Source organism: Ramlibacter algicola (assembly GCF_016641735.1).
In the GTDB taxonomy this organism is placed as follows: domain Bacteria; phylum Pseudomonadota; class Gammaproteobacteria; order Burkholderiales; family Burkholderiaceae_C; genus Ramlibacter; species Ramlibacter algicola.
In genome coordinates this window covers 473,244-493,373 of the sequence record NZ_JAEDAO010000001.1, presented here as the reverse complement: position 1 = coordinate 493,373, position 20,130 = coordinate 473,244, and the positions used below count along the sequence as shown (strand labels likewise).

The window sequence follows — 20,130 nt, the reverse complement described above, 5'->3', positions numbered from 1 at the left end:
GGTGAACGGCAAGCGGCTGGTGGTCTGCATCGACGACTATGCCTTGCGCCCGGGCGTGGACGCGGCGGTGCTGGAACTCGCGGCCACCGGCCGCGTCTCCGCCACCAGTTGCCTGGTCGGCTCTCCGCGCTGGAAGGAAGCCGCGCGCGAGTTGCGCGCCCTGCACACGATCGACGTCGGCCTGCACCTGGACTTCACCGAGGCGCCGTTCGACGCGGGCCTGCGCAGCGGCCTGGGAGCATTCATCGGGCGAGCGTACCTCGGCGCACTGCCTGCATCGCGCATTGCCGCCGAAATCCGCGCGCAGTTCGACGCGTTCGAAGCGGCGATGGGCCGCGCGCCGGACCACGTCGACGGCCACCAGCACGTGCACCAGCTGCCCGGCGTGCGTGGGCCGCTGCTGGAGGAGATCGCGCGGCGTGGCATCCGGCCGTGGCTGCGCGGCACGGCCGTGCCCGCCAGCGAGCCGGGAACCAAGCCGCGCGTGATCGCGGCCCTCGGAGGCAATGCGATGCGCGCAGCGGCGCGGCGGCAAGACTTGCCCATGACGCAGCACCTGTTGGGCGTGTACCCGTTCGACGTCGATGGCGAGACGTACGCCGCGCTGCTGGATCGCTGGCTCGCGCGAGCCGCCGAAGGCGATTCGCTCATGTGCCATCCGGCCGCAGAGGACGACGCCCCCATGGCCGACCCCATCGCTGCCGCGCGCCACGTCGAGCACGAGGTGCTGCGTGGGCCGCGCTGGACCGAGCTGCTCGCGCGCCACGGCATCACCGTGTCGCGCTTCGCGACCAACTAGAGATTCGGCGCCAGCAGGCGCTCGAGCTGCTTGCGCTCGGCGCCACGGCGTGCGACCAGGTCGTCGACCTGGTCGTCGCCGATGCGGCCGACGTTGAAGTACGTGCTCTGCGGGTGGCTGAAGTAGAAGCCGCTCACGCTGGCCGCCGGCGTCATCGCCATGCTCTCGGTCAGGCCCATGCCCGCCTCCGATGCCTGCAGCAGCTGGAACAGGTCGGCCTTCACGCTGTGGTCGGGGCACGCCGGATAGCCCGGCGCCGGACGGATGCCCTGGTACTTCTCGGCGATGAGGTCCTCGATGGACAGCTGCTCGCCGGACGCGTAGCCCCACAGGTCCTTGCGCACGCGCTCGTGCAGGCACTCGGCGAACGCCTCGGCCAGGCGGTCGGCGATGGCCTTGAGCATGATCGCCGAGTAGTCGTCGAGGTCCTTGAGGAAGTACTGCTCCTTGACCTCCGCGCCGATGCCCGCGGTGACCGCGAACGCGCCGATGTAGTCGGCGACCACGCCCTTGGGCGCGATGAAGTCGGCCAGCGAACGGTTCGGCCGCGGCTGGCCGTCGACCACCGGCTTCTCGGTCTGCTGGCGCAGGCCATACCAGGTCATCGCGAGGTCGGTGCGCGTCTCGTCCGCGTACAGCTCGATGTCGTCGTCACGCACGGTGTTCGCCGGCCAGAAGCCGACCACCGCATTCGCCGTGAGCCAGCGCCCTTCGACCAGGCGCTTGAGCATGCGCTGGCCGTCGGAGAACACGCGCACGGCTTCGCTGCCGACGACGTCGTCCTTGAGGATTTCGGGGAAACGGCCCGCCAGGTCCCAGGTCTGGAAGAACGGGCCCCAGTCGATGTACCTGGCCAGCTCGCCGAGGTCGAAGTTCCTGAACACGCGGCGGCCGATGAACTTCGGCTGCGGCGGCGTGTAGCCGGCCCACTCGATCGGCGTCTTGTTGGCGCGCGCCTGCGCCAGCGTGACCAGCGGGACCTGCTTCTTGCTGGCGTGCAGCTGCCGCACCTTCTCGTAGTCGGCCTCGACGTCGGCGAGGAACTTCGCCGCCTGCTCCGACAGCAGGTTGGTGGCGACGCCCACGCTGCGCGACGCATCGGGCACGTAGACCACCGGGCCTTCGTAGTGCGGCGCGATCTTCACCGCCGTGTGCACACGGCTGGTCGTCGCGCCGCCGATCAACAGCGGGATCTTCTTCAGGCGGAAGTGCTCGTCCTTCTGCATCTCGGTGGCGACGTACTGCATCTCCTCCAGCGACGGCGTGATCAGGCCCGACAGGCCGACGATGTCCGCGCCCTCGACCTTGGCCTTGGCCAGGATCTCGTGGCACGGGACCATCACGCCCATGTTCACCACCTCGAAGTTGTTGCACTGGAGGACGACGGTGACGATGTTCTTGCCGATGTCGTGCACGTCGCCCTTGACCGTGGCGATGACGATCTTGCCCTTGGCCTTGACGTCCTGGCCCGCCGCCTCCTGCTGCTTCTTCTCTTCCTCGATGTAGGGAATGAGGTGGGCGACGGCCTGCTTCATCACGCGGGCCGACTTCACCACCTGCGGCAGGAACATCTTGCCCTGGCCGAACAGGTCGCCCACGATGTTCATCCCGTCCATCAGCGGGCCCTCGATGACGTGCAGCGGGCGGCCCTTGGCGGCCAGCACCTTCTGGTACATCTCCTCGGTGTCGGGAACGATGTGGTCGGTGATGCCGTGCACCAGCGCGTGCGCCAGCCGCTGCTCCACCGGCAGCTGGCGCCATTCGTTCTTCTTGCCTTCGTCCTTGGCAGCGCCCTTGGCGCTCTCCGCGATCTCCACCAGCCGCTCGCCCGCGTCCTTGCGGCGATTGAGCACGACGTCCTCGACGCGCTCGCGCAGCGTGGGTTCGACGTCGTCGTAGACGCCCACCATGCCGGCGTTGACGATGCCCATGTCCATGCCCGCCTTGATCGCGTGGTACAGGAACACGGTGTGGATCGCCTCGCGCACCGGGTCGTTGCCACGGAACGAGAAGCTCACGTTCGACACCCCGCCGCTCACCTTCGCGCCGGGCAGGTTCTGCTTGATCCAGGTCGTCGCGTTGATGAAGTCGACGGCGTAGTTGTCGTGCTCCTCGATGCCGGTGGCGATCGCGAAGATGTTGGGGTCGAAGATGATGTCCTCGGGCGGGAAGTCCACTTCGTCGACCAACATGCGGTAGGCGCGCTCGCAGATCCGGATCTTGCGTTCGTAGCTGTCGGCCTGGCCCTGCTCGTCGAACGCCATCACGACGGCCGCGGCGCCATACCGCTTGACCAGCGTGGCCTGCCGCTTGAACTCGGCTTCGCCTTCCTTCAGCGAGATCGAGTTCACGATGCCCTTGCCCTGCAGGCAACGCAGGCCGGCCTCGATCACCTCCCACTTGGAGCTGTCGACCATGACCGGCACGCGCGCGATGTCGGGCTCGCTGGCGATCAGGTTGAGGAAACGCACCATGGCCGCCTTGCTGTCCAGCATGGCTTCGTCCATGTTGACGTCGATGACCTGGGCGCCGTTCTCGACCTGCTGGCGCGCGACCGCCAATGCCTCTTCGAACTGGCCGGCCAGGATCAGCCGCGCGAACGCTTTCGATCCGGTGACGTTGGTGCGCTCGCCGACGTTGACGAACAGCGAACCGGGGCCGATCGAGACGGGCTCGAGGCCGGCGAGTTTCAGCGGGGGAACGGGAGAAGTCATCAGCTCACCTGGATGCATGCGGCGGGGCCGCGATCGGTGAGCGTCGTTGGGATCCCGAGCCTGACGCCGGCATGGAAACCGGCGCTGCAACGCCCCTCGGGATGCGTCATTTTACCGACAGCCCACCGGTCGCAGAATCGCAGCATGACGTCCCGCCGTTCCCTGCTCACCGCCGCGCTGGCCGCGGCCGCCCTGCCCAGCTTCGCGCAATCCGCCGACAAGGCCCCGTTTCGCATCCTGGTCGGCTTCCCGCCGGGCGGCGGCACGGACGCGATCGCGCGCACGCTGGGCGAGAAGCTCAAGGACCTGCTGGGCCAGCCGGTGCTGGTCGACAACCGCGCGGGCGCGGGTGGCCAGATCGCCGCGCAGGCGCTGAAGGCGGCGCAGCCCGACGGGCACACCGTGTTCCTGTCGCACGACCACACGATCTCGATCCTGCCGCTGGTGACGAAGAGCCCCGGCTTCGATCCCGCGCGCGACTTCGTCGCCGTCGCCGGCTTCGCCACCTTCGTGAATGCGCTGGCGCTGTCGGGCGGCACGCCTGCACGGACGATGCAGGAGTACGTCGCCTGGGTGCGCAGCCAGGGCGGCAAGGGCAACGTGGGCGTTCCCGCACCGGCGTCGGTGCCCGAGTTCCTCGTCAAGGTGATCGGGCAAAAGTGGAAGCTGGACCTGCAGGCCGCGCCCTACCGCGGCAGCGCGCCGATGATGGCCGACATGCTGGGCAACCAGATCGGCGCCGGCATCGGCTCGATTCCCGACTTCATCGAGAACCACAGGGCCGGCAAGATCCGCGTCGTCGCGGTGATGGGAACGGACCGCCAGGCTGCCGTGCCGGACGCGCCGACCTTCTCCGAGCTGGGCCTGCCCGGCTTCGAGGACGTGCCGTACTACGGCCTGTTCGCGCCCGCGAGCACGCCGCAAGCCACCATCGACCGTATCGGCGAGGCCGTGGCGAAGGCGATCGCGATGCCCGACGTGCGCGAGAAGCTCACTGCGACGGGCCTCACCGTCGGCCACATGCCAGCGCAGCAACTGGCAGCGCGCGAACGTGCCTACAGCGCGGCGTGGGCGAAGATCATCCAGGCGAGCGGCTTCCGGCCGCAATGACTGCGTCGTCCCCGCGGCGGCGGGGACCCATCGCTTCCCTTGCACGCCCGAGTCGGTGGACGCGGTGGATTCCCGCCTGCGCGGGAATGACGAATCCGCCGCCGCGCGGACGACGGGACTACGCCGCTTCCTTGTAGAAGAACTGCTTCTGCGTCGAGCGCGCCGCCAGCGGCGACACCGCTTCGCGGATCGCGCCGATGTGCTCGGGCGTCGTGCCGCAGCAGCCGCCGACGATGTTCACCAGGCCCTCGGCCGCGAACTCGCGCAGCAGGCGTGAGGTGACCTCGGGCGTCTCGTCGAAGCCGGTCTCGCTCATGGGATTGGGCAGGCCGGCATTGGGGTAGCAGCTGATGAAGGTGTCGGGCGCGGCCTTCGCCAGTTCCTGGATGTACGGGCGCATCAGCGCCGCGCCCAGCGCGCAGTTCAGGCCGACGGCCAGGGGACGCGCGTGCCGCACGCTGTACCAGAACGCGGTGACGGTCTGGCCGCTGAGCACGCGGCCGGAGGCGTCGGTGACGGTGCCGCTGATGACGAGCGGCAGGCGCTCGCCGGTGGCGTCGAACACTTCCTCGATCGCGAACAGCGCGGCCTTGGCGTTGAGCGTGTCGAAAATCGTTTCGACCAGCAGCAGGTCGGCGCCGCCTTCGACAAGGCCTTCCACCTGCTCCTTGTACGCGGCACGCAGCTGTTCGAAGTCGACGTTGCGCGCACCGGGGTCGTTGACGTCGGGGCTGATGCTGGCCGTGCGCGGCGTCGGGCCGAGCGCGCCAGCGACGAAGCGCGGCTTGTCGGGCGTCGAGAACTTGTCGGCGGCCTGGCGCGCGATGCGCGCGGCAGCGACGTTCATCTCGCGCGCCAGGTGGCCCAGGCCGTAATCGTCCTGCGCCAGCGAGTTGGCGCCGAAGGTGTTGGTCTCGATCATGTCGGCGCCGGCCGCGAGGTAGCCCTCGTGGATGTCGCGGATCACGTCGGGGCGCGTCAGCACCAGCAGGTCGCCGTTGTTCTTCAGGTCCCTGGGGTGGTCCTTCAGGCGCTCGCCGCGGTAGTCGGCCTCGGTCAGCTTGAAGCGCTGGATCATGGTCCCCATCGCGCCATCCAGGACGAGGATGTGCTGCTCCAGCAGCTGCGGCAGCTGCTGGCCACGGGTGTAGGGGATCGGCTTCATGGGGGAGGAATCGTCAACGGGCGGGTCCACGGATTGTAGGGATGCACCGTTGCAGGCAGGCCGAGCAGGGAGAATGCGCGCCTTGTCCTCCACCGCCCAGTCCATCCTCCACGACGTCTTCGGCTACGAGCGCTTTCGCGGCGCCCAGGCCGACATCGTCGGCCACGTCATCGGCGGCGGCGACGCGCTGGTGCTCATGCCCACCGGCGGCGGCAAGTCGCTGTGCTACCAGGTGCCCGCCATCGCGCGGCAGCACGCGGGCCAGGGCACCGCCATCGTCGTCTCGCCCCTGATCGCGCTGATGCACGACCAGGTCGGCGCGCTGCACGAAGCAGGCGTCGAGGCCGCGTTCCTCAACTCGTCGCTGTCGCTGGACGAAGCCTCGGCCGTCGAAGGCCGCCTGCTGCGCGGCGAGCTGACGCTGCTGTACGCGGCGCCCGAACGCGTCACCACCCCGCGCTTCCTGGCCCAGCTGGACAAGCTCGCCGCCAAGGGCAAGCTGTCGCTGTTCGCGATCGACGAGGCGCACTGCGTCAGCCAATGGGGCCACGACTTCCGGCCCGAGTACCGCCAGCTCGCGGTGCTGCATGAGCGCTACCCGCAGGTGCCGCGCATCGCGCTCACCGCCACGGCCGACGACCTCACGCGCGCCGACATCGTCGAGCGCTTGCAGCTGCAGGACGCGCGCCAGTTCGTCAGCAGCTTCGACCGCCCCAACATCCGCTACCGCATCGTCGAGAAGAAGGACCCGTCGGCGCAACTGCTGCGGTTCATCGAGGATGAACATGCGGGCGACGCCGGCATCGTCTACTGCCAGTCGCGCAAGCGCGTCGAGGACACCGCGCAGATGCTGGTCGACCGCGGCGTCGACGCCTTGCCGTACCACGCCGGGCTGGATGCGAGCGTGCGGCAGAAGAACCAGGACCGCTTCCTGCGTGACGAGGGGCTTGTGATGGTGGCCACCATCGCGTTCGGCATGGGCATCGACAAGCCCGACGTGCGCTTCGTCGCCCACCTGGACATGCCCAAGAACATCGAGGGCTACTACCAGGAGACCGGGCGCGCGGGACGCGACGGGTTGCCGGCGCAGGCGTGGATGGCCTACGGGCTGCAGGACGTCGTCAACCAGCGGCGCATGATCGACGAGAGCCCGGCGGGCGACGAGTTCAAGCAGGTGATGCGCGGCAAGCTGGATGCGCTGCTGGTGCTGGCGGAAGCGTCGGATTGCCGTCGCGTGCGGCTCCTCGGCTACTTCGGCGAACAGTCGCAGCCTTGCGGCAATTGCGACAACTGCCTGTCGCCGCCGCAACTGTGGGACGGCACGGACGCCGCGCGCAAGCTGCTGTCCACCGTCTACCGCGTGCGCCAGGCCAGCGGGATCGGCTTCGGGGCCGGGCACGTGATGGACATCGTGCGCGGCAAGGTGACGGACAAGGTGACGCAGTACGCGCACGACAAGGTGTCGACCTTCGGCGTTGGCGCGCAGTACAGCGAACAGCAGTTGCGCGGCGTGCTGCGGCAACTCGTCGCGACCGGCGCTGTAGGGGTCGATCCGGAGGCGTTCAACACGCTGCACCTTACCGACGCGTCGCGCGCGGTGCTCAAGGGCGAGCAGCAGGTGCTGCTGCGCGAGTCGATCTCGCAGCCGTCGTCACGCCGGCGCACGAGCGGCCGCACCGCCGCTGCGCCGGTTGCAGCCGCAGGGTTGACGGCGGAGGGCCAGGCGCGCTTCGCGGCGCTGAAGGCCTGGCGCGCCGAAGTGGCGCGGGCGCACAACCTGCCCGCGTACGTGATCTTTCATGACGCCACGCTGGCGGCGATTGCAGCGGCAGCGCCGTCGTCGATCGGCGACCTCGAAGGCATCAGCGGCATTGGCGCGCGCAAGCTGGAGGCTTATGGCGAGGACGTGCTGCGGGTGGTGGCTAGTGCGTGAACCCCATCGGCCGCGCTTCGCGGACCTCGGGCTTGATGCGGTGCTCGGCTTCCAGCTGCTCCAGGAAATCGTCGGGCCCGAAGTCGTCGGATGCCAGGATCTCCACCTGCCGCTTGACGGCGGCGAAGTCACCCGGGCACAACTGGTCCAGCTTCGCCAGCCTTGAACCCATGGCGGCCGTCAGTTGCGCTGCGTCGCCGCCCAGCGCCTCGGTGACGAACATCGTCTCGCGCTGCTCCGTCGTGAGTGCCTTGAAGCGGATCTTGAAGGTGAAGCGGCGCAGCGCGGCCTGGTCGATGCGATCGAGCAGGTTGGTGGTGCACACGAAGATGCCGGCGAAGCGCTCCATGCCCTGCAACATCTCGTTGACTTCGGTGACTTCGTAGGTGCGTTGCGCGCCGCGGCGGTCCTGCAGGAAGCTGTCGGCTTCGTCGAGCAGCAGCACCGCGCGTTCGGTCTCGGCCTCGCGGAACATGGCGGCCATGTTCTGCTCGGTCTCGCCGACGAACTTGCTCATGAGGTCGCTGGCCTGCTTGATCAACAGCGGGCGGTCCAGCGACTTCGCGATGTGCTCGGCCAGCGCCGTCTTGCCGGTGCCGGGCGGCCCGTAGAAGCACAGCGTGCCGTGGCCGCGCGCGCGCAGTGCCTCGACGATGCGCGGCACCTCGAAGCGGCTCTCGACGTTCAGCATCGCCAGGTCGTAGGTCGTGACGCTCGGCCGCTGCGCCGCGGCCGCGCGGTTGCCCAGCGCCTGGTCGGCATTACGCAACTGGCGCTCCATCAGGTCTTCGAAGGCGGCCTGCGGCCCCGCCGCGAGGCCGGCGAAGCGCACCGCGGTGCGGATCTGCGCCGGCGTCAGCCCCTTGCGTTCGGTGAGCTTGGCCACGAACGCGTCGGACACCGGCACGCCGTCGACCGCCTTGCGCACCAGCGCCTCGCGTGCGCCGGGCGGCGGCGACTTGAGTTCCAGGTGGTAGGCGAAGCGGCGCCGGAACGCGGGATCGATCTGCTCGATGCGGTTGGTGACCCACAGCGTGGGCACCGGGTTCGATTCGAGGATCTGGTTCACCCAGGCCTTGCCGCTCACGCTGCCGGTGGCCGGCACGGCGACCTGCTCGGCGCGCGCCATCAGCTGCGCGGCTTCAGTGCTGATCGGCGGGAACACGTCCTCGACTTCGTCGAACAGCAGCGCCGAGCGCGCGCTGCCCTTGAGGAACACCTGCGCGATCTGCAGCGAGCGGTAGCGGTCGCGCCCGGACAGCGAGTTGCCGTCGCGGTCGGCGTATTCGACCTCGAACAACTCCAGCCCCGCGGCCTGCGCGACCACCTTCGCGAGTTCGGTCTTGCCGGTGCCGGGCGGGCCATAGAGCAGCACGTTCACGCCCGGCTCCTTGCGTTCGACCGCGTTGCGCAACAGCGCCGACAGCACGCCGGCGTCTTCCTCCACGAACGCGAAATCCGACAGGGCCAGTTCGCTCTTGCTGGACGGCCGCGTGAACACCGCCATCAGTTCGGCCTGGTCACGGTACTCGCGCATCAGCACCGGCGGCAGCTTCTCGCTGACCTTCATCAGGTCGGCCAGGTCGGTGATGTTGTGCTCGGAGATCAGGTTCTCGACCAGGCCGATGCGTTCCAGCCGCGACCCGGCACGCAGCGCTTCACCGACGTCGGCCGCGTTGACTCCCGCGAGTTCGGCGATGGCCGCATACGCTTCCGGCGCGTTGTTCACCTTGAACTCGACGAGGATGCTGCGCAGGTCGCGCTGGTAGCGCGCCAACGTGCCGTACAGCAGCAACGCGCGCTCGGCCTGGTTCAGCTGCAGCAGGCCGGACAGGGCGTCGATGTTCTTTTCCACCAGCGTCGACTGCTTCTTCAATGCCTGCGTCAACCAGTCGCCGGTGACCGTGAGCACCGACAGCAGGTCCTTGGGCTGGTCCTTCGCGTATTCGTCCAGGTAGAAGAACAGCGTGCCTTCCTCGTACGGCCCGCGCCACACGCCGTGCCGCTCGAGGAAAGCGGCGGTCGACAGGCGCTCGTGCCCGCGCCAGAACTCGTTGTCCTTGCAGCGGCGGCCGAGGAATTCGCGCAGGCGCGACAACGCCGGCGCCGGCCACACCAGGTGGCGGCCGGCGAGCGTGAGCAGGCCATTGAGGTCACGCCGCACGTTGAACTTGCCGCCTTGCTTGGCGGCCAGCGTGAGCACGAAATGCGAGCACATCAGGTCGAGCACCGGCGCGTCCTTCAGGCCCGGGGAGGCGTGAAGCTGCGCATCGGCGGATCGTTTGACCATCCCAGGTCTCCGGTGAAGGTGCGGTGTCGCGAGGCTCGTGTGGAGCGCACGATAACCCGGCTTGCTCCCTCATGGAAGCCGCTGATGCAACGCGGCCGTGGCGGCCCATCCGCCGCTTGCAGGGACAATGGCGGCATGCTGAACCTCGCCGACATCCAGGCCGCGGCCACCCGCTTGCAAGGCCAGGTGCTGCGCACTCCGTGCGTCGAATCGCGCACGCTCTCGGAGCTCACCGGCGCCCGCGTGTTCCTCAAATTCGAGAACCTGCAGTTCACAGCCAGCTTCAAGGAGCGCGGCGCCTGCAACAAGCTTGCGCAGCTGACGGCCGACGAGCGCCGCCGTGGCGTCATCGCCATGAGCGCGGGCAACCACGCGCAAGGCGTCGCGTACCACGCGCAACGGCTGGGCTTGCGCGCCGTGATCGTGATGCCGCGCTTCACGCCCGGCGTGAAGGTCGAGCGCACGCGCGGCTTCGGCGCCGAGGTCGTGCTGCACGGCGACACGCTGGACGAGTCGCGCGCGCATGCGCTGCAGCTCGCCGAGCGCGAAGGCCTGCTGCTCGTGCACCCGTACGACGACGAGGAGATCGTCGCGGGCCAGGGCACGGCGGCCCTCGAGATGCTGGAGGACGTGCCCGAGCTGGACATGCTGGTGGTCGCCATCGGCGGCGGCGGCCTGATCGCCGGCATGTCGATCGTGGCCAAGGCGCTGAAGCCGTCGATGGAAGTGATCGGCGTGCAGACGCTGCGCTTTCCGACCATGTACAACGCGGTGAAGCACCTGCAGTTGCCGCAGGGCGTGAGCACCATCGCGGAAGGCATCGCGGTGGGCACGCCGGGCCGCGTGCCGCAGCAGATCATCGAGCGCTGCGTCGACGACATCCTGCTGGTCGACGAAGGCGACATCGAGCAGTCGATCGTGATGCTGCTGGAGATCGAGAAGACGCTGGTCGAAGGTGCGGGCGCCGCCGGGCTGGCCGCGATGCTCAAGGACAAGCCGCGCTTCGCCGGCCGCACCGTCGGCCTGGTGCTGGGCGGCGGCAACATCGACCCGTTGCTGCTGGCCGCGATCATCGAGCGCGGCATGGTGCGCGCAGGGCGGCTGGCCCGCATCCGGGTCAGCGCGCGCGACGTGCCGGGCACGCTGGCGCGCATCACGGCGATCGTCAGCGAGGCCGGTGCCAACGTCGACGAGGTCCACCACCAGCGCGCGTTCACGATGCTGGCGGCGCAGAACGTGGACATCGAACTGGTGATCCAGACCCGCGGGCCGGACCACATCGAAGCGGTGCTGCGCTCGCTGCGCTCCGCCGGCTTCCAGGCCGAGCGCCAGTGACCGCGTCCTTATCATCGCGGGCATGACGCTCGACCACTTGCAGTCCGCCCTGCCGGAGTATTTCGCGCCCTGGGTGCAGGCGCTGGGCCTGCGCGCCGAAGGTTTCGACGCCGACAGCGTCACGCTGCGCCTGCCGGTCACCGACCAGCTCGCGCGCAGCGGCGGCATGCTGTGCGGCCAGGCCATGATGGCCGCCGCCGACACCGCCATGGTGCTGGCGCTGATCAACCGCTTCGGCGAGTTCAAGCCCTGCACCACGGTGCAGATGAACACCAGCTTCCTGCGTCCGCTGTCCGGGCAGGACGCCCTGGTGCAGGCGACGATCGTTCGCGCAGGCAAGGCGCTGGCCTTCGGCGAGATCGACATCCGCGGCTCCATCGACGGCAAGAGCGTCTGCCGCGCGACCACGACGTACGCGCTGCTCTAGGAGCCTGGGCCGTTTCCCGAGCCGGTAGAATCCCACCGTCAACCCAGCGCGCAAGAGGACCCCATGTCGAGCCCCGAAGTCCGCCACAGCCACGGCGAGGCCACCCAGTCCGAGGACACCGTCGAAAACATCGTGCACGCGATGCCCATCGTGCTGCCCGTCGCCGGCGGCGTGCTGATGTTCCTGCTCGCCTTCATCGCGATCTACATGGCCTGAGCGCCGCGCGCGTTCGCCCAGCAAGCCCGGTCGGCCTCCGCCACCGGGCTTTTTGCCGCCCGCAGCGCGGCAGCAGCGTCCGCATAAACCCATGCCGGTTTTGCATGGACTCGCGGGTGGACCACCCCCAGATCAGTTTCCCGATTCTTAGAATCAGCTTCCCAGCCGACCCCGCGAGCGCGACTGGCCACGCAGCGATCCTGTCGCCAGCCCAGCGCCGCATGCCGACTGAGCCAAGCCCGGTTTCAAAAAGGCGCGCTCGGCCCTGCCCCGTGAAGAGCTCTCCTTTCTGAAACCCGGTTTCCAACTTAGGAGCTTTTCCCGATGAACTCTCCCGCCATGAAGGGCTTGAACCTGAACGCACCGGCCTGGGTGCGTAACGCCAAGCTCATCGCCTGGGTCGCCGACATGGTCGCGCTGTGCAAGCCCGACAACGTGCACTGGTGCGATGGCAGCCAGGAGGAATACGACCGCTTCTGCCAGCAACTGGTGGACGCCGGTACCTTCAAGAAGCTCAACCCGGCCAAGCGCCCGGGCTCGTTCCTGGCCAACTCCGACCCGAGCGACGTCGCCCGCGTCGAGGACCGCACCTTCGTGTGCTCGAAGCACAAGGACGACGCCGGCCCGACCAACAACTGGGTCGAGCCCGCCGAAATGCGCGCCACCCTGCAGCCGCTGTTCGACGGCTGCATGAAGGGCCGCACGATGTACGTCGTGCCGTTCTCGATGGGCCCGCTCGGTTCCAACATCGCCCACATCGGCGTGGAGCTCTCCGACAGCGCGTACGTGGCCGTCAACATGCGCCTGATGACCCGCATGGGCAAGGCGGTGTACGACGTGCTGGGTGTCGACGGCGAGTTCGTGCCCTGCGTGCACACCGTGGGCGCCCCGCTGCAGCCGGGCGAGAAGGACACGACGTCCTGGCCGAACAACAAGACGAAGTACATCGTCCACTACCCCGAGACGCGCGAGATCTGGTCGTACGGCTCCGGCTACGGCGGCAACGCGCTGCTGGGCAAGAAGTGCTTCGCGCTGCGCATCGCTTCCACCATGGGCCGCGACCAGGGCTGGCTGGCCGAGCACATGCTGATCCTGGGCGTGACCAACCCGCAGGGCAAGAAGTACCACGTGGCCGCCGCGTTCCCGTCGGCCTGCGGCAAGACCAACTTCGCGATGCTGATCCCGCCCAAGGGCTTCGAGGGCTGGAAGGTCACGACCATCGGCGACGACATCGCCTGGATCAAGCCGGGTGCCGACGGCCGCCTGCGCGCGATCAACCCGGAAGCGGGCTACTTCGGCGTCGCGCCGGGCACCAACTACAAGACCAACCCGAACTGCATGGAGTCCCTGAAGCAGGACGTCATCTTCACCAACGTCGCGCTGACCGACGACGGTGACGTGTGGTGGGAAGGCATGGACGGCGAGCCGCCCGCGCACGCCATCGACTGGCAAGGCAAGGACTGGACGCCGGACCTCGCCGCCAAGACCGGCGCGAAGGCGGCGCACCCCAACGCGCGCTTCACCGTCGCCGCGACCAACAACCCGGCGCTGGACCCGGCCTGGGACGATCCGGCCGGCGTGCCGATCGACGCGTTCATCTTCGGTGGCCGCCGCTCGACCACCGTGCCGCTGGTGACCGAGGCCAACGACTGGGTCGAAGGCGTCTACATGGCCGCGACCATGGGTTCGGAAACCACCGCCGCCATCATCGGCCAGCAAGGCGTCGTGCGCCGCGACCCGTTCGCGATGCTGCCCTTCACCGGCTACAACATGAGCGACTACTTCGCGCACTGGCTCAAGCTCGGCCAGAAGCTGGGTGCGTCGGGCGCCAAGCTCCCGAAGATCTTCACCACCAACTGGTTCCGCAAGGGCGACGACGGCAAGTTCGTCTGGCCCGGCTACGGCGAGAACATGCGCGTGCTGAAGTGGATGATCGACCGCATCGAAGGCGCGGCCCAGGGCGAGAAGCACGCCTTCGGCATCAGCCCGCGCTACGACGAACTGAACTGGCAAGGCCTGGACTTCAGCCGCGAGCAGTTCCAGAAGGTGATCGGCATCGACCTGGCCGCGTGGGAGAAGGAGCTGCAGCTGCACCACGAGCTGTTCCAGCAGCTGGAAAACCGCCTGCCGCAGGAACTGAAGGCGACCAAGTCGAAGATCGAGGAGCGCATGGCCGCCTGACGGTTGCCACCGCACCAATGACAAGGGCCACCGGAAGGTGGCCTTTGTCATTGGGTCGCTGCGCCGGTCAGGCGCGCTGTCGCATCAGGTTGCGGCGGCGCTCGGCGCGGGCTTGCGCATGGCGCCGCGCCCAGTCATCGAGGCGGCGGAGCACGGTGCGGGGCATCGCGGCCAGCACCGCTTCCCAGGCCTGGCGGGCAAGGGTGACGAGCATGGCGGGCTCCTCTCAGTAGTAGCCGCGGACGTCGCGCAGGCTGTCGCGCGTCATCGCATGGCTCAGTTCAGCCATCACGCGGGCGTCGGTCAGCGCCACTTGCCACAGCTGGCGGTCTTCGGCGGCACGGCGGCGCGCGACGGATGCGCGCTGCAGGCCGCCCTGCACGCCCTGGACGGCGCGGCGGATCGGCGCGGCGAACAGGCCGAGCGCCGCGAACGCCACGACCCACAGCACGATCCAGGCGGCGAGCAGGTGGCCTTCGGTCCAGGTCGTGACGACCTCGTTGGCCACCACGAGCAGCGCGGACACGACGGCCGCGAGCAGCAGGGTCGCGGCGCCGCGGGCGCCGTTGAATTGCGTGACCAAGTCACGGCTGGCCGAGAACACGCGCTCGGCGCGGACCACGCCGGGGTGCTGCGTGGGATGGTCGACATGGGCGAAGCTGGTCATTGTGGGATCCTCCTGTTGGCGCGCCTTGTGGACGCGATGGAGGGATCTTAGGGTTCACCCTAATATTTGTCCAATTTTGAATTGTGATGCCTATCATCACGGACAGTGATGACATCTGAGCCGTGCCCAACTTCCGCACCTTCGACCTGAACCTGCTGCGGGTCTTCGACCAGGTGATGGCGGAGCGCAACCTCACCCGCGCGGCCCGCAACCTGTCGATGACGCAGCCGGCGGTGAGCAACGCGCTCAACCGGCTGCGCGACGCGCTGGGCGACAAGCTGGTCACCCGCAGCGGCTACGGCGTGGAGCCGACGCCGCGGGCACTGGCACTGTGGCCGGCCGTGGGCGATGCGCTGCGCCAGCTCGAAGGGGCGCTCTCGCCGGGCCAGTTCGTCGCGGCGGAGGCCACCACCACCTTCGTGATCGCGATGGCCGACGCGACGGCGGCGGGCCTGGCACCGGGGCTGGTGGAGATCATCGAGCGCGACGCGCCTGGCATCTCGATGCGCATCCTGCCACTGACCACGCGCGACCCGCGCCGGCTGCTCGACGACGGCGCCGTGGATCTCGCCGTCGGCTTCTTCCCGGCGGTGCTCGCGGATCTCACCGCGCAATCGCAGGCGGGGACGCGACCCGCGTACGACCACCAGCGGCTCTACAACGGGGAGTACGTGTGCGTGATGCGCAAAGGGCATCCTCTGTCCAAGGGGGCGCTGACGCTCAAGCGCTTCTGCGCGGCGCACCACCTGCTGGTAAGTTTCTCGGGCCGGCCCTATGGCTTCGTCGACGAGGAGCTGGCGGCCCTGGGGCAGACACGGCGCATCGTGCTGACCGTCAACCAGTTCTTCACGGCGGGCCAGGTGGTGGCCACGTCGGACCTGCTCACGGTGCTGCCGCGGCACTTCGTGGCGATGACCGGCCGCGAGCCGGAACTGGTGGTGCGCGACCTGCCGTTCGAGCAGCCGTCGGTGCACGTGGAGTCGCTGTGGCATCACCGGCAGGCGCAGCGCAGCGACCACGCCTGGTTGCGGCTGGCCGTGGCGGCCGCCGCGCTCAAGGTGTTCCCGCGCGGCGGGGAAGAAGACTGATCGCGATCAGCGGATGACGCGCAGCCAGGCGCCGGCGGCGGCGCGCAGCTCATCGGCGTCGTGGCCGGACCGCGCGTTGGCGCGCTCCATCAGGTGGCGAAGCGGATCGATGCCGTGAGGGGCGGGCTGCGCCTGGAATGCGCGGGCCAGCAGGGAGACGAGCGTGAACATGATGGGTGCCTACAGGGGCGATGGAATCTGGATGACATCTAGGATACGGGTAAACCCTAGATTTCCAAGCCCAGCAGGACCGGCTCGCGATGCCGACTTGGCATGGGTTGCTGCCGGCCGAGGCATCTGGCCCGGCGGGCGCCCCGTTGCGCCGCACTGTGCTCGCTCCTGATGAGCCAGCTCGCGGCGCCGATGAAAGGCGCTACGGCCGGCGATCGGCGGTCGGCGACGCGTTGAAGGCTTCCACTGACGGAGGGCCGCCGCGCGTGGGCCACAATGCCGCGGTGCGCCTGCAGCTGCTGTCCGACCTGCATCTCGAAACCCAGCCGGAGTATCGGATCGGGCCCGCCGCCGGCGCCGACCTGCTCGTGCTCGCGGGTGACGTCGGCTCGTACCAGCCCGGCAGCCTGCTCGACGGCGACGACTTCGGGCTCGAGCGCTTCTCGCCGCGCCGCGGCTGGCCCGTCCCGGTGCTGTTCGTGCCGGGCAACCACGAGTACGACAACCTCGACTTCGATGCGACGCACGCGCGGCTGCGCGAGACGTGCGACCGCCTGGGCATCACCTGGCTCGAGCGCGAGTCGCTGGTGCTGGATGGCGTGCGGTTCGTCGGCACCACGCTGTGGTCGGACTTCGACGCGTTGGCCATGCAGGAGCCCGACACCGTGCGGCTCGTCAAGCAGCGGCACAAGGCGTTCCGCGCCGCGAACTTCTATTTGACCAAGACCGGCGCCACGCGCCGTGACGAACCCTTCCTCGCCGAAGCCTGGCGCGAGCTCGGCATCGAGTGCCAGCAGTGGTTGCGCGATGCGCTGGCCGAGCCGTTCGATGGGCCGACAGTGGTCGTCACGCATTTCGCGCCGACGCTGCGCAGCGCCGATCCGCGCTATGGCCTGGTGCCCGGCACGGCGGGGTTCTGCAATGCGCTGGACGACCTGCTGCCTCGAGCGGACCTGTGGCTGCACGGTCACCTGCACTGCCGCCAGGACTACCGGGTCGGCAACTGCCGCGTGGTCGCCAATCCGCTGGGCTACGCGCGCAAGGGCGAGCAGGAAGGCTTCCGGCCCGACGTCGTGCTGGACGTCGAGCCCGCGCTCAGCGCGCGCTGAGGCCGTCGAAGCAGGTGCTGACCACGAGCTCGACGATCTCCTCGTCGCGCTGCTCGCCCGCCACCTTCAGGAAATCGACCACCGGGTCGCACGCCCGCGCGTACAGCGTGTAGAGCACGACGGGCACGGGCAGCCGGGCGTTGAGCGCGCCGGCAGCCTGCGCCTGGCGAATCCAGCCGCCGACCTGCTCGCCGGCTTGCGCCATGCACTGCGCGTAGTCGGTGTTCGCCTGCAGCGCTGCGCGCAGGGTCGACCGCGCACCGGGCACCGCGGGGATTTCTCCGGCGAGCCGCACCTGCAAGGTCCAGCGCACCATCGCCCGGAGCTTGTCCATGGCCGGCAGCTGCGGGTCGATGGCGTCGAGGAACTGCAGCGCGCGCCGCAGGACGCGGACCATCGCCGCGGCGGCGAGGTCTTCCTTGCTTTCGAAGTGCTTGTAAAGGCTGGCCTTGGCGATGCCGACGCTGGCGGCGACCTCGTCGACGGTCATCGCGTCGAAGCCCTTGTCGGCCAGCAGGCGGCCGGCGCTGTGCACGATCGCGTCCTCGCGCGCGGCGAGCATCTGCTCCCTGAACGATGGCCGCACGGGGGTGCCCATGGCGGGCGATCTTACTGCCGGGCCAGCGCGGAGGAGGCGGCGCCCTCGAGGGCCGCGGTGAGCCCGTCCAGCACCTCGGACTGCAGGTTCCAGCAGTGCCAGTAGAGGTCGATCGCGTGCGTATGCTGCGGCAGCACATTGACGAGTGCGCCCTGCTGCACCAGGCCGCGCACCAGCAGTTCCGGCACCACGCTCACGCCCCAGCCGTCGAGCACGGCGCGCACCTGGCCTTCGGAGCTCGGCACGAACACCTGGTTGAGGCCTACGCGCCGCAGGCCGAAGGCACGCGCGACGAAGTCGGCCTGCATGTCGTCCTTGCGATTGAAGGCAATGAAGGGGGAGTCTCGGAAGTTGTGCGCCGTCAGGCCGCCGCGGCAATGCACCTTCGCGTAGGCGGGGGTGGCGATGGCCACGTACGCCATGGCGCCCAGCGGCACCACCTTGCAGCCGCGCAGCGCCTGCCTGACCGTCGTCACGCAGCCCAGCACCTGCCCTTCGCGCAGCCACTCGTGCGTGAAGTCCTGGTCGTCCGTGATGATCTCCAGCGGGAGTCCTTGTCGCACCAGGCCACCCAGCGCCGCCGGCGCCCAGGTCGCGATGCTGTCGGCGTTGATGGCGATGGAGATGCGCTCCTCCTCGCGCGTGCCGCCGGTGGAACTGGGCGCCAGCTCGCGCAGGTCGCGCTCGAGATCGGCACGCAGCAGGCGCAACTGGCGGGTGTGCTTGAGCAGCAGGTGGCCGGCGGCGGTCGGCCGCAGCGGCCGGCTGCGCACGATCAGCACCGTGCCGACCTGCGCCTCGAGCGCCCGCAGCCGCTGCGACACGGCGGATTGCGTGATCGACAGCCGGCGCGCGGCGCGCTCGAAACCGCCCTCCTCGACGATGGCGGCGAGGCATTCCAGCGCGGCGGGGTCGTAGGTGCTCAATTAGCGTTCCTGATGGATCGGCTGGGAGTTTAAATTTGCTTTATGTCCGCGGCAAGCTGGCGGACACTGCGGCCATGAACGTCCTTGTCCTGGGCGCCGGCATCATTGGCGTCAGCACCGCATGGCACCTGCTCGAACGCGGGCACGCCGTCACCATCGTCGACCGCCAGCCCGCCGCCGCGCGCGAGACCAGCTTCGCCAATGCGGCGCAGATCTCGGTCAGCTACTGCGAGCCATGGGCCAACAAGCACGCACCGGCCAAGCTGCTCAAATGGATGTTCCGCCATGACGCGCCGCTGCTGTTCCGGCCGCAGCTGGACTGGCAACAGTGGCGGTGGGGCCTGCAGTTCCTGGCCCAGTGCAACGACGCGGCCTTCGAGCGCAACGTGCGCCAGCTGGTCTCGCTCGGCGCATACAGCCATGCGGCGCTCAAGGACGTGGTGCGCGCCACCGGCATCTCCTACCAGCGTCTCGAGCGCGGCATCGCCCACTACTTCACCGACCAGGCCTCGTTCGACGCCGCCGCCGAAGCATCGGCGCTGATGCGCCGCTACGGCGTCGAGCGCCGCGTGGTCTCGCGCGACGAGCTGCTGGCGATCGAGCCCGCGTTCCGCCCGTTCGGCGACCGCATCACGGGCGGCACCTTCACGCCCAGCGACGAGAGCGGCGACGCACGCGTCTTCACCGAGCAACTGGCGGCCCGCTGCAGCGCCCGCGGCGCGCAGTTCCTGTACGAGCACGACATCGCGCGTCTCTCCACCGCCGGGGGCTCGGTCGAGTCGGTCCGCGTGCGTGATCGCTCGACGGGCATCGAACGCGCGCTGAGCGCCGACGCCGTCGTGGTCGCCTGCGGTTCCTACACCGCGCCGCTGCTGCGCACGGTCGGCGTCGACCTGCCGATCTACCCCGGCAAGGGTTACAGCGCGACGTTCCGGATCCTGAAGCCGGAGGCAGCGCCCTTCGTCAGCATGATCGACGACGAACTCAAGGTGGCCATGAGCCGCCTGGGCGACGAACTGCGCGTCGCCGGCACCATCGAGCTGGGCGGCTACGACACGCGGCTGGACACGCCGATCGCGCAAGCCCGTTGCCGCATGCTGGCGCGGCGCATCGAGCAGGTCCTGCCCGGCGTGTGCGACACGCGCAGCGACGCCGAAGGTGGCAACCCGCGCTACTGGACCGGCCTGCGCCCCGCCACGCCGACCAACATCCCCTACATCGGCCGCACGCGCGTGGGCAACCTGTGGGTCAACGCCGGCCACGGCACGCTGGGCTGGACGCACGGCGCCGGCTCGGGCAAGGCGATGGCGGAGTTGATCAGCGGCGTGCGCCCGCAGATGGACTTCGCGTTCCACGGCTTTCCCGCGCAGCGCGCCGAGCTGCAGCCGCGCACCGCCTGAC

At 69.1% G+C, this 20,130-nt stretch carries 18 protein-coding genes and 1 riboswitch; of the genes, 10 read left to right on the top strand and 8 right to left on the bottom strand.

Annotation, left to right across the window (positions count from 1 at the left end; translation table 11 throughout):
• The first annotated feature begins 1 nt into the window (after position 1).
• Complete coding sequence (locus tag I8E28_RS02385) at positions 2 to 799, top strand: ChbG/HpnK family deacetylase (protein WP_200786249.1); 798 nt, start codon at positions 2 to 4, stop codon at positions 797 to 799.
• Here I8E28_RS02385 and metH read toward each other — a convergent pair.
• Positions 796 to 3,513, bottom strand: coding sequence for a methionine synthase (gene metH / locus I8E28_RS02380; protein WP_200786248.1), 2,718 nt, complete (start codon positions 3,511 to 3,513; stop codon positions 796 to 798). The two genes, I8E28_RS02385 and metH, sit on opposite strands and share 4 nt — an antisense overlap.
• A 31-nt stretch (positions 3,514 to 3,544) precedes the next feature.
• Positions 3,545 to 3,617: riboswitch (S-adenosyl-L-homocysteine riboswitch) on the bottom strand.
• Positions 3,618 to 3,657: 40 nt separating this feature from the next.
• Between metH and I8E28_RS02375 the strand changes: the two genes are divergently transcribed.
• A complete protein-coding gene (locus I8E28_RS02375; RefSeq protein ID WP_200786247.1) occupies positions 3,658 to 4,623 on the top strand; it encodes a Bug family tripartite tricarboxylate transporter substrate binding protein in 966 nt (321 codons plus the stop codon).
• A 118-nt stretch (positions 4,624 to 4,741) separates the two neighbouring features.
• Here the strand turns inward: I8E28_RS02375 and I8E28_RS02370 are convergent, their stop codons facing one another.
• Positions 4,742 to 5,788, bottom strand: a complete 1,047-nt coding sequence (locus I8E28_RS02370; RefSeq protein ID WP_200786246.1) for a homocysteine S-methyltransferase family protein — start codon at positions 5,786 to 5,788, stop codon at positions 4,742 to 4,744.
• 73 nt (positions 5,789 to 5,861) lie between these two features.
• On the opposite strand from I8E28_RS02370, the gene recQ reads away from it, so the two are divergent.
• On the top strand, positions 5,862 to 7,721 hold the full coding sequence (recQ, locus tag I8E28_RS02365) for a DNA helicase RecQ (protein ID WP_200786245.1): 1,860 nt from the start codon (positions 5,862 to 5,864) through the stop codon (positions 7,719 to 7,721).
• Here recQ and I8E28_RS02360 read toward each other — a convergent pair.
• Entirely contained in the window at positions 7,711 to 10,011 is a 2,301-nt protein-coding gene (locus I8E28_RS02360) for an ATP-binding protein (RefSeq protein ID WP_200786244.1), read from the bottom strand. The genes recQ and I8E28_RS02360 overlap by 11 nt on opposite strands.
• Positions 10,012 to 10,146: 135 nt before the next feature.
• Between I8E28_RS02360 and I8E28_RS02355 the strand changes: the two genes are divergently transcribed.
• The 4 genes from I8E28_RS02355 to I8E28_RS02340 all read left to right on the top strand — a co-directional run bounded on the left by I8E28_RS02355 (position 10,147) and on the right by I8E28_RS02340 (position 14,170).
• Positions 10,147 to 11,346, top strand: a complete 1,200-nt coding sequence (locus tag I8E28_RS02355; protein WP_200786243.1) for a threonine ammonia-lyase — start codon at positions 10,147 to 10,149, stop codon at positions 11,344 to 11,346.
• A gap of 22 nt (positions 11,347 to 11,368) precedes the next feature.
• Positions 11,369 to 11,773 (top strand): PaaI family thioesterase, encoded by a 405-nt coding sequence (locus I8E28_RS02350; protein WP_200786242.1) that lies wholly within the window; start codon positions 11,369 to 11,371, stop codon positions 11,771 to 11,773.
• A gap of 63 nt (positions 11,774 to 11,836) precedes the next feature.
• Entirely contained in the window at positions 11,837 to 11,989 is a 153-nt protein-coding gene (locus I8E28_RS02345; protein ID WP_200786241.1) for a hypothetical protein, read from the top strand.
• Positions 11,990 to 12,313: 324 nt separating this feature from the next.
• The gene (locus I8E28_RS02340) at positions 12,314 to 14,170 is read left to right on the top strand and encodes a phosphoenolpyruvate carboxykinase (GTP) (protein ID WP_200786240.1); all 1,857 of its coding nucleotides are present in this window, start codon (positions 12,314 to 12,316) and stop codon (positions 14,168 to 14,170) included.
• 67 nt (positions 14,171 to 14,237) lie between these two features.
• Here the strand turns inward: I8E28_RS02340 and I8E28_RS02335 are convergent, their stop codons facing one another.
• Together I8E28_RS02335 and I8E28_RS02330 are read right to left on the bottom strand one after the other, a co-directional pair.
• A complete protein-coding gene (locus tag I8E28_RS02335) occupies positions 14,238 to 14,384 on the bottom strand; it encodes a hypothetical protein (protein WP_200786239.1) in 147 nt (48 codons plus the stop codon).
• A gap of 12 nt (positions 14,385 to 14,396) precedes the next feature.
• On the bottom strand, positions 14,397 to 14,837 hold the full coding sequence (locus I8E28_RS02330; RefSeq protein WP_200786238.1) for a hypothetical protein: 441 nt from the start codon (positions 14,835 to 14,837) through the stop codon (positions 14,397 to 14,399).
• A gap of 122 nt (positions 14,838 to 14,959) precedes the next feature.
• On the opposite strand from I8E28_RS02330, the gene I8E28_RS02325 reads away from it, so the two are divergent.
• The gene (locus tag I8E28_RS02325; protein WP_200786237.1) at positions 14,960 to 15,925 is read left to right on the top strand and encodes a LysR substrate-binding domain-containing protein; all 966 of its coding nucleotides are present in this window, start codon (positions 14,960 to 14,962) and stop codon (positions 15,923 to 15,925) included.
• A 6-nt stretch (positions 15,926 to 15,931) separates the two neighbouring features.
• On the opposite strand, the gene I8E28_RS02320 is transcribed toward I8E28_RS02325, so the two are convergent.
• Positions 15,932 to 16,096 carry a hypothetical protein gene (locus I8E28_RS02320; RefSeq protein WP_200786236.1) on the bottom strand — a complete coding sequence of 55 codons (165 nt, stop codon included), beginning with the start codon at positions 16,094 to 16,096 and terminating at the stop codon, positions 15,932 to 15,934.
• Positions 16,097 to 16,380: 284 nt separating this feature from the next.
• Here I8E28_RS02320 and I8E28_RS02315 point away from each other — a divergent pair, with 284 nt between their 5' ends.
• On the top strand, positions 16,381 to 17,205 hold the full coding sequence (locus I8E28_RS02315) for a metallophosphoesterase (protein WP_200786235.1): 825 nt from the start codon (positions 16,381 to 16,383) through the stop codon (positions 17,203 to 17,205).
• Here I8E28_RS02315 and I8E28_RS02310 read toward each other — a convergent pair.
• Both I8E28_RS02310 and I8E28_RS02305 read right to left on the bottom strand, forming a co-directional pair.
• The gene (locus I8E28_RS02310) at positions 17,192 to 17,803 is read right to left on the bottom strand and encodes a TetR/AcrR family transcriptional regulator (protein ID WP_239027168.1); all 612 of its coding nucleotides are present in this window, start codon (positions 17,801 to 17,803) and stop codon (positions 17,192 to 17,194) included. The two genes, I8E28_RS02315 and I8E28_RS02310, sit on opposite strands and share 14 nt — an antisense overlap.
• A gap of 11 nt (positions 17,804 to 17,814) precedes the next feature.
• A complete protein-coding gene (locus I8E28_RS02305) occupies positions 17,815 to 18,729 on the bottom strand; it encodes a LysR family transcriptional regulator ArgP (protein WP_200786234.1) in 915 nt (304 codons plus the stop codon).
• A 74-nt stretch (positions 18,730 to 18,803) separates the two neighbouring features.
• On the opposite strand from I8E28_RS02305, the gene I8E28_RS02300 reads away from it, so the two are divergent.
• A complete protein-coding gene (locus I8E28_RS02300) occupies positions 18,804 to 20,129 on the top strand; it encodes a D-amino acid dehydrogenase (RefSeq protein ID WP_200786233.1) in 1,326 nt (441 codons plus the stop codon).
• Position 20,130: the final 1 nt, after the last annotated feature.